The following is a 13,309-nucleotide window of genomic DNA, read 5'->3' as shown; positions in this document are numbered from 1 at the left end:
ACAGAACCTTATTATCAAGCTTTATGAAAGTTTTTTTACCAAGGCATTTAAAAAGACAACAGATAGGCTTGGCATTGTTTATACCCCTGTTGAGGTTGTGGATTTTATTATTCATTCCGTTGATGATATTTTACGCAAAGAATTTGGCAAGAGTTTAGGATCACGTGGTGTTTCTATTCTTGACCCCTTTACGGGAACAGGTACCTTTATCACACGGCTTTTACACTCTAATCTCATAAAACCGGAAGATATGGAGTATAAGTTCCGTTATGACATCCATGCCAATGAGATTGTCTTGCTCGCTTATTACATAGCAGCGATTAACATTGAATCAACCTATCATGGTCTTATGAAAGGAGATTATATCCCCTTCAAACATATTGGATTAACGGATACGTTTCAGATGCTTGAAGAGAAAAACCTTCTGCAAGAATTATTTAAAGAAAACAGTGAGTATTTAGAACATCAGAAAAAGCTGAATATCGAAGTTATCTTTGGTAACCCTCCTTATTCGGTAGGACAAAAAAGTGAAAACGACAATGCAAAAAATATTTCTTATCCGCTCTTAGATAAACGTATCAGTGAGACTTATACTGCCCAATCAAAAGCAATCAACATGCGCAATCTTTATGATAGCTATATTCGTGCCATCCGTTGGGCAAGTGACCGTATAAAAGACCGTGGTATTATTGGTTTTGTCACAAATGCGGGTTTTGTAGATACTAAATCTATGGATGGCTTACGCAAGTGTTTAGTTGAAGAATTTAGCAGCCTTTATATTTTCCATTTACGGGGTAATCAACGAACCTCTGGAGAGCTTTCTCGAAAAGAAGGTGGAAAGATTTTTGGTTCCGGATCACGAGCCCCTATTGCTATCTCTATTCTTGTAAAAAATCCAGAATCCAAACAGCGTGGTAAAATATATTTTCATGATTTTGAAGATTATCTCACAAGAGAAGAAAAGCTTAAGTCAATTAAGGACTTTGGTAGTATTGATGGCATTACACGGAGTAATCGCGGTTGGAAAATCATTACACCAGACAAACATGGTGATTGGATTAATCAACGTGATGAAAGTTTTAAAACATTCCTAGCCATAGGTAATAAAAAAGGACACGATAAAAAGCTCTTTGAGACTTTTTCATGTGGTATTTCAACCAATCGCGATGCTTGGGCATATAACTCAAGCCGTGAATCTTTAGCAAAAAACATGAAGAATATGATTGCTTTCTATAATAGTGAAGTAGAACGTTTTAATGATGCCTATCTACACTCTGACCGTAGAACATGCGTAAATGCTGTAAACAACTTCATAAATTCGGATGAGAAGAAGATAAGTTGGAGTCGTGCACTTAAACAAGAATTGGTAAAAGGAAAAGTTTTTGAATTTGAAGATACATGCCTTATTCAAAGCTTGTATCGTCCTTTTACACAACAGTGGCTCTATTATAATCGTACCTTTAATGAAATGGTTTACCAAATGCCTCGTATCTTCCCGATAGAACAAACAATTGAGAATAGAGTAATACAAGTTACAGGGACAGGAGCAATGGCTGGCTTTTCTGTCTTGATGAGTAATGCTTTGCCTAATCTTGATTCAATAGAGAAAAGCCAATGTTTTCCAAGGTATTTCTATGAAGATGTTGCGCCTTCAAAAAGTAAAAATGAAAAACAATCCCATTTATTTACAAATTCTACAGAAGAAACCAAAGCTGCTGGTTTACAACGCCGTGATGCCATCACTGATGAAGGATTAGCACATTTTAAAGCTGCTTATCCGAATGAAACCATAACTAAAGATGATATTTTCTATTATGTTTACGGGATCTTGCATTCAAAAGATTATCGTGCTCGTTATGCTGATAATCTCTCTAAAGAACTCCCTCGCATCCCTTGCGTAAAGAGTGCTGAAGATTTTTGGATGTTTGTTACAGCAGGGCGTGAATTAGGCAATTTGCACATCAATTATGAAAGCGTAGAATCTTATCCTGTGACCTTCAAAAAAGGTGACCCTAAACTTACAGATATATCTAATCCTGAGAAATTCTATTATGTTACAGAAATGAAATTTGCTGGGAATAGTAAGGAAAAAGATAAAACCACTGTTTTTTATAACAATAATATCACAATAACAGATATCCCTCTTGAAGCTTATGAGTATATCGTAAATGGCAAGCCCGCTCTTGAATGGGTTATGGGGCGTCAATGTGTAAAGACCGATAAAAAGAGTGGCATTGTTAATGATGCCAATTGCTATGCGGTTGAAACCATTGGCAACCCTGCTTATCCATTGGAATTGTTTCAAAGGGTTATTACGGTAAGTTTAGAAACAATGAAGATTGTTAAGAACCTACCAAATTTGGAATTAAGAGAAACTGAATAGACTTAAGAAAGCATGCTCACATTTCACATGATGGGTATGCACATCTTACAAGGGGTATAGAGTTTATATCTATACTCTCTTGTTAAAGATGATTATGTACACTCTTAAAAGGAATGATTTACCATGTAATGCCTTTAAAAGATTAACTCGCAATTTAAGATGATGCCATCATATCTTTCAAACGCTCTCTTTAAAGAAAACAGTGAATGTTGATATCACTTTACGCTTTTAATTCCTTCATTTTAAAAAAAGCAAAAAAACACCCCCTATACCCCCAAAACCCCTACAAAACATATGTTATTGGTTGTATTTATAGGTTGTATTATGGAAATAGGTTGTTTTTTGAAAAATTGGTAAAAATTAACATATTGAAATATAATGATTTTTATTTTTTATTGAAAAAAATTAAAAGAAAAATGAGACAGGCACCTCCAAAACCCCCAAAACCTCCAAAATCCTTAAAACTAATAACGATAATAATCTTGATAGCACCTTTCATAATTACACACTCTCTTTTGAAAGGCTTTAAAGAGCCATATGCCCTCTCATAAAACATGGGTTTAAACACTCAGTAAAATCATAAGAATTGTCTGTTAAATTTACTGACAAAAACAGACAAAATGCGTGTCATTAATTGTCTATATTACTCACATGACTTTTATACCTGATGTTTTAAAATTTTAAAAAACACTAACATATTGAAATATAATGTTTTTATTTTTATCTCAATTTTTTTAAATGGAAGGGGGGGTAAATCAACAGACAAAACTAACAAAAGAGACAAAAGCCCATAAAAAGGTATTTTGATAAGGATATAAGAATTCAATAGGTATATTTAGATCTAGCTTATAAAAGATAAAAACCGTATTATCTTTTTTATAAAAATGATGCGGTGGCTCTAAAGAATGAATCAAAAGCGTTGGTTATGAAGATGCGATCTCTATTAAAGCTGTTTAAATTACAAACCGTCTCATAAATGATAACAAAATTCACAAAAAATATTCACAAGGCATTCAATAAAAATAATCATGCTTTATAAAGTTTAAAATAGGCATTATGAGAGCGTTTTTAGTTATTATGAAGTTTAAAAGAGAAAATAACGCCATTGCGTAATATAGAGTCAAATAGACGCAATAAAACAGAAAATATTGATAGGCATATGATGCATATTTATACACAATATGATAAAAAATAATCATAAAAAAATACAAAAAACAATAAAATATAATTGACAATAAATACGTATTTTGGTATATAAATAATCAAGTGATTGAAAACACTAAACATCAAGCGGATAGATTACGAAACGATCTTTCCCATTTATAAAAACTGACTGTCTTTTATGCTGTTGTTAGTATATTAAGATTCTGTCGGGTGTGCTACACCATACAATACCCTTCTAGGGAAAAGTGTAAGCAACGGACTTGATGCCGTGTTTTCAAACACCCGGCGCTCTTATTTTTATAAGGGTATCAATTGAAAACATTAAACATCAAGGAGACACTAGCATGGTTGCTACTGTTAATAAGAAAACATCATCCAAAAAATATGAGTTCACATATGATATGCAATGCGTCAATGGTCATTTATTGTACCGTATACGTGCTTTAAAAGACTTTGGTGATGTAAAAAAAGGTGATCTCGGTGGCTATATCGAAAAGCAAAGCAACCTATCTCATAAAGGGGATTGCTGGGTTTATGATCATGCTCGTGTTTTCCAAAATGCTCGTGTCTTTGGGAATGCAAAAGTAAAGGGTTATTTTGTTGATGTATATGGCAATGCAAAAATTTATGGAAATGCGATTTTCGAAGGTCGTACAATAAATGATTATTGTGAGGTTTATGGCAATGCGCATGTTAGCAACGCCGTGGTTATTGAAGGCAATGCAAAAATTTATGATAACGCCTCTGTAACGAATTATGCTCATATTTCTGATGATGCTGTGATTTGTGATGATGCCCATGTCGGGGGCAATGCAAAAATAAGCGGCGCTGCTCATATTTGTGATCATTCTCAAGTTTGTGATGATGCCGTGGTTTGTGGGGCTCTTATCTCAGGCAATTCTTATGTACATAGTGCCGCCTCTTTAACTTCTGATGATCATATTTGGGACGAGGCATATCCCGAATTTGGTAGTGAAGATGATTACTATCGTCACGAATATTATGATGATTATGGTTATGATGATGATTACGAATATGATTGCAATTCTGAAGATGCCAATCAAGCTGCGTAAATAACACTGTGGGCGCGGCGGGGGCGCCCCTCTCTAACTTTCATTTAAATTTAATCATTATTTAGATTGGGAATAAAACCTATGTCCACTACAACTGTATCTAAAAAATATGAAATCACAAATGAAACGCATGTCGTTGGTAATCGTACCCTTTATCGCATTAAAGCATTAAGAGACTTTTCTGATGTAAAAGCTGGTCAATTGGGTGGCTTTATTGAGAATGAAAATAATCTCTCTCATGATGGTAACTGCTGGGTTTATGATGATGCGTGGGTTGCTGACAAGGGCTTCGTGTCTGATAATGCGCAAATTTTCAATTATGCTAGCGTTTTCGATAATGCAACGGTTTGTGGTAATGCAAAGGTTTTTGATTGTGCAAAAATTTATGACAATGCAAAAATTGCTGATAACGCTAGGGTTTTTGGAAAAACTTTTGTTTACAATCATGCCTGTGTTTTGAATAATTCTGAAGTCTCTGACAGGGCTGTTATAAAAGGCAATGCAAAAATTTATGACAATGCTTTGCTAACTGGCTATGCACAAGCTTATGGGAATGCAAAGATTTTTGGCAATGCACAAATTTGGTTTTTTGCTGTGGTTTGTGGTGATGTTTGTATTTATGACAATGCAAAAATTACAGGTGGTACATACATTTGCGATAAAGTGAGTGTTTTTGGTAATTCATATATAGATACAAAAAAATTGAATGGTCATATCAAAATTTGTGATCAAACCATAAAAGACGTTGCGTAAATAACACCGCGGGCGTGGGGGGCGCCCTCTTTTAAAAGAACATTTCACTAAAATTTTCTAGATATTTAGATTAGGAGCTCCCTATGACCACTATAACTGCATCTAAAATTGTATCCAAAAAATATGAACTTACAAATGAAACCCGTGTATTGGGTGATTACACACTTTATCGTATTAAAGCATTAAGAGACTTTGGTGATATCAAGGCGGGGCAATTAGGTGGCTTTATTGAAAAGGAAAGCAATCTCTCTCATGATGGCAATTGCTGGGTTTATGATGATGCATGGGTTTATGGACAAGCCCGTGTTTATGAGAATGCAAAAATACGTCATAATGCTCAGGTGTGTGGTCATGTTTATGGTAATGCGCATGTCTGTGACAAAACCCGCGTTTATCCTCATGCCCATGTTTATGACAATGCTCATATTTCCAATAAAGCATGGGTTTATCATCAGGCGCGGGTTTATGGTAATGCAAAAATCTCAGGTTCTGCTCGTATTAAAGTAAAGGCAAAAGTTTATGATAATGCCGTTGTTAATGGAGCAGCAAAAATTTATGGCTCTGTTTATGGAAATGCTAGCGTGGGAGGGCATACTGAGGTTTATGGTTCTGTTTATGGCAATGCAAAAGTGATTGGTTATCACATTATTAGAGGTTTGGTGCATGGCAATGCAAGATTAAAAAGAGATGGTTATTTATATACCAAACAAAACCCTTCCTATGCATATGGAATTCCTAGGGATTGTGAAATTTATGAAGGCGATAACGTTGTAAAGATTAGTGAAAATAAAGCAACGTAAATAACGGCGCGGGCGTGGCGGGGGCGCCTGCTTTCCAAACTCTTTCATTTTAAACGTGAATCTTCTTATAAAGGAATGGTGCTATGCAAAAAAAATTTGCACTCACTAATGAAATACGTCTCTTTGCTAATCGTACCCTTTATCGCATTAAAGCTTTAAGAAACTTTTCTGATGTCAAGGCGGGTCAATTGGGTGGTTTTATCGAAAATGAAAATAACCTCTCTCATGATGGCAACTGCTGGGTTTATGATAATGCTCTGGTTTTAAACCCTGCTCATATTTCTCAAGATGCCAAGGTTTTTAATAACTCTGTTATCGCTGGTTTTGTTTATGGAAAGGCATGCGTTTTTGGCAAGGCTATCATTTTTGATCATGCTCATGTCTATGGCAATGCAAGAATTTATGATCATGCCCGTGTGATAAATCATCTCCATGTTTGTGAATATGCCAATCTTCACGGCATGGTTATGATTTTAGAAAAGACACGTGATGATATTGAAACAAGAGCTTATATTGAAAAATTTTCCCATAATGAATTAAGAATTTTCTGGCTGCGTAATAAAGCCCTTTTAAACATCTAGGGTGCTGCGGGGGCGCCCCTCTCTCTCAAATTTTCCGTTCAAATTTTAACACAATCGAAATTGTGAGGCGTTTGTTATGTCTAAAAAATACCAATTAACAAATGAAATGAAACAATTGAAAGATAAAATGACACAAAAAATTACCAAGCTTTATCGCATTCGTGCTTTAAGAGATTTTGATGATGTCAAGGCTGGTGACCTAGGGGGCTTTATTGAAAAGGAAATCAACCTCTCTCATGATGGCAATTGTTGGGTTTATGATGATGCATGGGTTTATGGACATGCTCGTGTTTTTGACAATGCAAAAATACGTCATCAGTCTCAAGTGTGTGGTCAAGTCTATGGTAATGCACAAATTTGTGATCAGGCGTTCATTTCTCAATATGCACAAATATATGACAATGCATTTGTTTATAACAATGCCTCTGTATCTGGGTATGTTTATGGCAAGGCTCGTGTCTATGGCAATAGTCGCGTTTCAATTGAAGCCCATGTTTATGGCAATGCGCATCTTTCTCATAATAGTTGTGTTTTTGATTATGCAAGGCTCTATGGCAATGCGAGGGTTTCAGGTTCTGCCCGTCTTTTTAATTATGCGCATGTTTATGGTCATGCTGTTATTAACAACCGTGCAAAAATCTATGGCAAGGTTTATGGCTATGCAAAAGTGAGTGGCTGTGCTGAAATTTATGGCTCTGTTTATGAAAAAGCTCAGGTTTCTTACACTGTTAAGGTCTGGGGTCGTGTCCATGGGAGGGCACTTCTCAATAGACAAAGTAAGGTAAAGGTGGTTCCCCAAAATAAGGAAGTTTACAAAAGTGATATTCTTATGGAGCTTATTGAGAAAATTGAGACAGAAGAATAAACAACAAACGCGGGGGTGCTCTTTATGTTTAATACCATCTCAAAAGAAAAAAGTACAAAAAAGAAAGCCGTGCCAATTTATATGACGCGGCTTTTAAATGGAGATATTAACATGATTTAGTAAAAAAGAAGCTAATAGCAAATGCATATATACAGAACGTATCATATTACAAGCTCTCTATTCTCTTTATAAAAACTTATCCAAAATAATATAAATGAATGCTTCTGAAAGCGCTCTTTTAGATCATCACATTTGAATGAAAAAACATATTAGCTCTGTGATGATTTCAAACTATCAATAACAATGCCCTCATATTTGAGGTGACTAAAATTAGCCAATCCAAATTTGGATTAATCCCTTTCAAAAGAAAACATTTCAAATCTTTGCATTTAAACAAGCTCTCATATTCAATTGCGTTTTAACAATGCGATTTATTATGATAAAAACCTCTTATAAAATTTATGAGATGTTATGAATGATAACTGCTTAGCATTTCATTTGAATGCTCCCATGCGTTATAATATTGGCATCATGATTTGCTTTTTATGCTCTGTTTATAGATGGCTATTGTTTATAAAAAATGTTCAATTGAATCGTGCATAAAAGTGTGGATTCTTAAGTGGATTCATATAAAATAAATACATTCAACATATTGATTTTATTGTGTTTTTCTTCGCAATGCGCCGGTAACCACGGCCAATGCAGCAAAGAGTATAGCAGATGAAGCAAAAAGCGCGGCGGAAACAGCAACAGCGAAAGCAGAGCAGGCGCAACAAGATGTGAGTGAGGCGACGAGAGTAGCCAATGAAGCGAAAGCGGCAGCAGAACAAGCTGTACAAGCGGATAGGCAGGTGATAGCTTCTCAAGATGTATCGGTAAAGCAATTAGCACAAGAAGCCAAGAGCACAGCGGAAGAGGCAAAGAAGGTTGCAGAGGGGGTACAGAAGAAGGCAGAATCGTTAGCAACGGTAGTGGATGAAAGCCAAAAAACAGCAAAAGAAGCAAAAGATACAGCTGGTTATGCGAAACATGATGCAGAGCAAGCGCGGTCTATGGCAGAAGCAGCTAAGAATGAAGCGTCTGGAGCAACGAGTAGAGTTATAGATATCAATCAAGTGGTTGATAATTTTAAAGCTCCCGTAAGTTTAGCACGGACATACTCAGAAGAAGCCAAGGAAAAAGCTGAGTCGGCAGCTTCACAAGCCTATCAAGCCAAGAGCGAAGCCGAAAAAGCCAAGGAAGTTGCCAATAGTGCGAAAAGGACAGCAGAAGAAGCCAAAAAAACAGCCGATACGACGAAGCAAGAGCTTGGAGGTATCAAGAGTTCCCTAGAAACGGCAACAACAGCCCATACAGTAGCCTCACAGGCAAAAGTGCTAGGGGAAGAGGTAAACAATTTACTGAAACAGTCCAATTTAACGGTTCTTTCAATTTCTACGCCGTTTCTTGTTGCGACGGGAAAAAGTGAATTAACGTTGAAAAAAGGAACACATATTACTTTGGCATTAGACAATAATACTTTGGTTGCAAGTTATACGGCAGATACAAGAATAAGCGTTCCTTATCTTTCGGCAGGCAAGAATTATTATGTTTATTTGGTGTTTGAAGGAGAACAGTCTTCTCAAGTTGTAGTGTCAGAAAACTCTACGTATCCAAGTGATTACACAGTGAGCAATTCTCGTAAGATAGGAGGGTTTCATACACTTTGTGCGGATGTTGGGACGATTGATGGACATCCGTTATCAGGCTATAGTGCAGGGGATATTTTACCCAATTCAGTTTGGTGTTTGAATCACTGTCCCCATAGTTCTCCAGAAGGAATGGTCTATGATCTCTCACAAGATCTTTGGGTAGATATTTATCTTCAATCAGGGACAGGTGCAAATACGCGTTCGGCGCATGGTGTTGCTATCACGATCAATCGTAGTTATACGGATTTTGCAGATGACTTGAGGTGCGTGAAGAAGTTCTTATTGAATGATGAACAATTTGCTTCTGCGATGTATGGGAGCAATGACAGAACCAGCATTCAGGGGAAAAAGTCCCCTAGCCCCAAACATTCTGGAGGACATGTTGATACAGCGGATAGACGCATGATTTCGCACATCGGATGTGAGGATGGTTGCGGTTATATTTGGCAGTTTTTAGCCGGAACGTTTCCGATGCAGATAGCTTCTGTCGTAGCAGGAAGAAACGCTTTTAGGGTAAGTATGAATGTTTTGGTAGGCGGTGGGAGCTGGAGTCATGATCCCAATTGTGGAGCCTATATTAGAAGCGCCAACCATGGACGTACTTTAAAGAGTGATCAGGTAGGAGCCCGTGGTTGTAGCCGTCCACGCCGTTATGTTTAAGGAGACGATAGGAATGAGAGAATATCCAGAGCATTTAAATAGCAAAGAAGATTATTTGAACATGCTTGAATATGACAAGCTTGAAACGTTGAAAAGATTAGAACAGCTTTTAGAAATGCGTTTTGATTGGGTTTGTATAAAAGAACTTGGAGAAGGTGAAGAGGGATTAGAAGACGAGAAGCATAAGGTTTGTGTTGAGAAGGAAATGCCTTTAGATTTTGAGACCAGTTTTGTGGAAAAACGGTATCAATATGAATTACAAGAGAGCGAATATTCCCCTCTTAATTCCCTTGGCTTTAGTGTTGAAGAAGTAGAGCAATTAATCAAAGAGAATAAAGACAATAGAGATGAAACCGTCTAGTTCTCACTGAGATATCCCTTTTATGCCGCCCCCTTTTGTGGGGCTTTTTTTATGGAGCAAGCGATGAGAAGAATATCGAAAGAAGGTTTAGCGCTAATCAAGCAATGGGAGGGGTTACGCTTGAATGCATACCAAGATACGGCATGTGTTTGGACGATAGGTTATGGTCACACCAGCAATGCGGGCAAACCGATTGTTAAGAAGGGCATGTATATTACACAAGAGCAAGCAGAAGAAATTCTTTGTGAGGATTTAAAGCAATTTGAGAAAGCGGTTGAAGAAGCCGTTACGGTGAGGTTAACGGATGAACAGTTCGCGGCATTAGTATCCTTTTGCTACAATGTAGGAAGCAAAGCATTTTGCAAGTCTACCTTGTTAAAAAAGCTTAATCAGGGTGATTATGAATCGGTTCCAGCAGAATTACAGAGATGGAATAAGATAGGGGGCAAGCCTCTGAAAGGATTAGCAAACCGTAGAGCGGCAGAAGCGGGGTTATGGGCGAAGGGATCTTATGTTTCTTCTAACTATCAACATGTAGAAACGAAACAGGCAACAGGACTTCTCAAAGCAGAAGCGCTAGCCCCGATTATAGGCTCGTGTTCAGGTCTTGGAGGGTTGTTAGCAGGCAATGGACCAATCCAATGGGCATTAGCAGGCATAATGGTTTTAGCGGCTGTAACAGGTATAGTGTTTGTGGCCAAGCGGTTTCGGGAGCAACGATTGTGATTTTCTGGCTCAAGAAATATTCCCTGATGATTACAGCGGCTTTAGCCGTTTTTTTTATGGCATTAGCGAAAGCCTTTCATTTGGGTAAAAGAAGTGAACAGCACAAGCAAACCAAGCATGCTTTGAAGACAGCAATGAGACGGTTTGAGGTTGAAAATGAAGTTAATCAGAAAAGTGATGGTGATGTTCGCACTGAACTTTCTCGTTGGGTGCGCGGGAAATAGGGTTGTTTCTTGTGTTGGCTGGTTGCCTATTTATTTGGATAAGCGGGATGTTTCGGTCATCAGTCCCAACTTAGCAAGAGATATTTTAAAGCATAACAAGCAGGGAGCGCATTTATGCGGTTGGAAAGATGGTCGAGAAAGCAAGCAACAAAGATAAAGAACTTACAGAAACCGAACGACAGCTGCTTTATGAGATGATCAATACCTATCAGGGATTAAAGATGATGTCTCGTTGCGTGAAGTGGGTGGCGTTCATTGTCTTTATGTTCATTATCGATTTTGCCCGCATTATGGATGCACTTGATAACATCCTCACACATTTCAAAAGATGGTTAACAAAGAGTTAAATACACAAAACCTTCTCAAAAAATGCCCCTGTTGTAGAGGCATGATTTGAAAATTATATTCCCATACTTTTATCTATGTATCCCGAACCTTAAAAAAGATTATAAAGATCAACTGATTATATAGATCAGAAGAAAGTTTATTAATCTCTGGAAAAAATGTAACATTACGATCTAAGATACTTATGCGTTGCATAAAGCGCTATTGTTGCAGCGTTTGAAACATTGAGTGATTTAATATGTCCAGGCATATCAAGACGAGTTAATGCGCAAACGGTTTCTCGTGTTTTTTTACGGAGGCCTTTCCCTTCTGCTCCTAAAACAAGAGCAATTTTATTTCCTGTTAATGCTGTTTCTAAAGGAATTTTACCTTCTGAATCAAGTCCAAAGCTCATAAAACCTGCTTTATGAAGCTCTTGGAGTGCTTCGGCAAGGTTTCGTACGGTGATATAATTAATCAGCTCTAAAGCTCCAGACGCGGCTTTAGCAAGAACTCCGCTTTCTTGGGGGGAGTGGCGATAAGTGGTAATAAGAGCATCAGCTTTAAATGCAACAGCAGAGCGCATAATAGCGCCGACATTATGGGGATCGGTAATTTGATCCATTATGATGACAAGATCGGTATTTGTGAGTTCAGACAATTGACATGGTTTGAGGGGAGCAGTTTCCACAACAACACCTTGATGAACAGCATCACTTCCAACGAGTGCGTCGAGTTGTTTGGGTGAATATAATGTAACAGGGCAAGGTAACTCTGATTCGGATATGTCTAAACGTTTTAAGGCATTTGGCGTAGCATAGAGATGTCCGAAAATTCTTTTTGGGTTTTTTAAAGCAGCATAAACCGAATGGATGCCATAAAGATGGATTTTTCCTTGTTGCGGGGAAGCAGGTTCCTTTTTCAGATAGGTGGCCGAGCGAGAATGGAAGCCTTTTGTATCACGATATCGGCGACGTAAACGAGCATAATGAGAGTTTTGTGATATTTTTTCTTTCATAGCTTATTTATAGCGTATTCATGGCAAAAAGAGAGAGAAAAAAGCTGTGATTTAAAAATTATTAGCAGGAAATTTGTACAGAATCGTATTTATTCTGTTGACAGAGACGATAGTAATCGTCATAACCGCCCCCGCAAGCTGTTGAATTGAATGGGTGATCAAAGTATTATAGTGATGCCTTGCGTACGACTTTGTCGGTGTAATGGAGGGGTGCCCGAGTGGTTAAAGGGGGCGGACTGTAAATCCGTTGCGTATGCTACGTTGGTTCGAATCCAACCCCCTCCACCATTCATCGAAGGAGAGTTAGTACATGGTTGCGGGTATAGCTCAATGGTAGAGCAGCAGCCTTCCAAGCTGAATATGCGGGTTCGATTCCCGCTACCCGCTCCAAACAGTTGTTAGTAACTGGGCAAGTAACTATAATGGGAGGTTTTTCCATCATAACGTTAGGCAGGGTTCCTGTCTAAGAGTTGTAATGGTCAAACTGGTATGCGAGCCCAGTTTAATTCGATTCTGTAGTCCTGTTTCTAGGTGCTAACAAAACAAGAGATTGATAGCGATGGCAAAGAGCAAATTTGAACGTACGAAGCCGCATGTTAATATTGGAACGATTGGTCACGTTGATCATGGAAAGACGTCGTTAACAGCGGCAATTACGAAATATTTTGGTGAATTTAAAGCGTATG

General features: G+C 37.7%; 14 protein-coding genes and 2 tRNA genes. 15 read left to right on the top strand and 1 reads right to left on the bottom strand.

Annotated features, from left to right (window positions below):
- The 12 genes from J7R12_RS08255 to J7R12_RS08200 form a co-directional block, all read left to right on the top strand.
- On the top strand, nt 1-2,383 hold a 2,383-nt coding region (locus J7R12_RS08255; protein WP_208439049.1), incomplete at its 5' end, for a type ISP restriction/modification enzyme.
- A 206-nt stretch (nt 2,384-2,589) separates the two neighbouring features.
- Nucleotides 2,590-2,934 carry a hypothetical protein gene (locus J7R12_RS08250; RefSeq protein ID WP_126603906.1) on the top strand — a complete coding sequence of 115 codons (345 nt, stop codon included), beginning with the start codon at nt 2,590-2,592 and terminating at the stop codon, nt 2,932-2,934.
- A 957-nt stretch (nt 2,935-3,891) separates the two neighbouring features.
- A complete protein-coding gene (locus J7R12_RS08245; protein ID WP_126603907.1) occupies nt 3,892-4,620 on the top strand; it encodes a hypothetical protein in 729 nt (242 codons plus the stop codon).
- An 81-nt stretch (nt 4,621-4,701) separates the two neighbouring features.
- Nucleotides 4,702-5,373 carry an LbetaH domain-containing protein gene (locus J7R12_RS08240; RefSeq protein WP_126603908.1) on the top strand — a complete coding sequence of 224 codons (672 nt, stop codon included), beginning with the start codon at nt 4,702-4,704 and terminating at the stop codon, nt 5,371-5,373.
- Nucleotides 5,374-5,456: 83 nt separating this feature from the next.
- Nucleotides 5,457-6,173: a hypothetical protein gene (locus tag J7R12_RS08235; protein WP_126603909.1), complete on the top strand. Its 717-nt coding sequence runs from the start codon at nt 5,457-5,459 to the stop codon at nt 6,171-6,173.
- An 83-nt stretch (nt 6,174-6,256) separates the two neighbouring features.
- Nucleotides 6,257-6,754 carry an LbetaH domain-containing protein gene (locus tag J7R12_RS08230; protein ID WP_126603910.1) on the top strand — a complete coding sequence of 166 codons (498 nt, stop codon included), beginning with the start codon at nt 6,257-6,259 and terminating at the stop codon, nt 6,752-6,754.
- A 76-nt stretch (nt 6,755-6,830) separates the two neighbouring features.
- Entirely contained in the window at nt 6,831-7,619 is a 789-nt protein-coding gene (locus tag J7R12_RS08225; protein ID WP_126603911.1) for an LbetaH domain-containing protein, read from the top strand.
- Between the two features lie 779 nt (nt 7,620-8,398).
- Nucleotides 8,399-9,970, top strand: coding sequence for a phage major tropism determinant (locus tag J7R12_RS09095; RefSeq protein WP_234924864.1), 1,572 nt, complete (start codon nt 8,399-8,401; stop codon nt 9,968-9,970).
- 13 nt (nt 9,971-9,983) lie between these two features.
- Nucleotides 9,984-10,331 (top strand): hypothetical protein, encoded by a 348-nt coding sequence (locus J7R12_RS08215; RefSeq protein WP_126603912.1) that lies wholly within the window; start codon nt 9,984-9,986, stop codon nt 10,329-10,331.
- 63 nt (nt 10,332-10,394) lie between these two features.
- A complete protein-coding gene (locus J7R12_RS08210; protein WP_126603913.1) occupies nt 10,395-11,057 on the top strand; it encodes a lysozyme in 663 nt (220 codons plus the stop codon).
- A complete protein-coding gene (locus J7R12_RS08205) occupies nt 11,054-11,281 on the top strand; it encodes a hypothetical protein (protein ID WP_126603914.1) in 228 nt (75 codons plus the stop codon). Before J7R12_RS08210 ends, J7R12_RS08205 begins: the two co-directional genes overlap by 4 nt.
- Nucleotides 11,282-11,409: 128 nt before the next feature.
- Nucleotides 11,410-11,628, top strand: coding sequence for a hypothetical protein (locus J7R12_RS08200; protein ID WP_126603915.1), 219 nt, complete (start codon nt 11,410-11,412; stop codon nt 11,626-11,628).
- A gap of 164 nt (nt 11,629-11,792) precedes the next feature.
- On the opposite strand, the gene J7R12_RS08195 is transcribed toward J7R12_RS08200, so the two are convergent.
- A complete protein-coding gene (locus tag J7R12_RS08195) occupies nt 11,793-12,623 on the bottom strand; it encodes a TrmH family RNA methyltransferase (protein WP_126603916.1) in 831 nt (276 codons plus the stop codon).
- Between the two features lie 204 nt (nt 12,624-12,827).
- On the opposite strand from J7R12_RS08195, the gene J7R12_RS08190 reads away from it, so the two are divergent.
- The 3 genes from J7R12_RS08190 to J7R12_RS08180 form a co-directional block, all read left to right on the top strand.
- Nucleotides 12,828-12,911 (top strand) — tRNA-Tyr (locus tag J7R12_RS08190).
- A 28-nt stretch (nt 12,912-12,939) separates the two neighbouring features.
- A tRNA-Gly gene (locus J7R12_RS08185) sits at nt 12,940-13,013 on the top strand.
- Between the two features lie 169 nt (nt 13,014-13,182).
- A partial coding sequence (locus J7R12_RS08180; RefSeq protein ID WP_234924853.1) for a GTP-binding protein occupies nt 13,183-13,309 on the top strand: 127 nt, incomplete at its 3' end.

It is taken from the genome of Bartonella vinsonii subsp. vinsonii (assembly GCF_902825235.1).
Classification (GTDB): Bacteria; Pseudomonadota; Alphaproteobacteria; order Rhizobiales; family Rhizobiaceae; genus Bartonella; species Bartonella vinsonii.
Note: the sequence above shows the minus strand (reverse complement) of the source record. Positions and strands in the feature narration are given on the sequence as shown.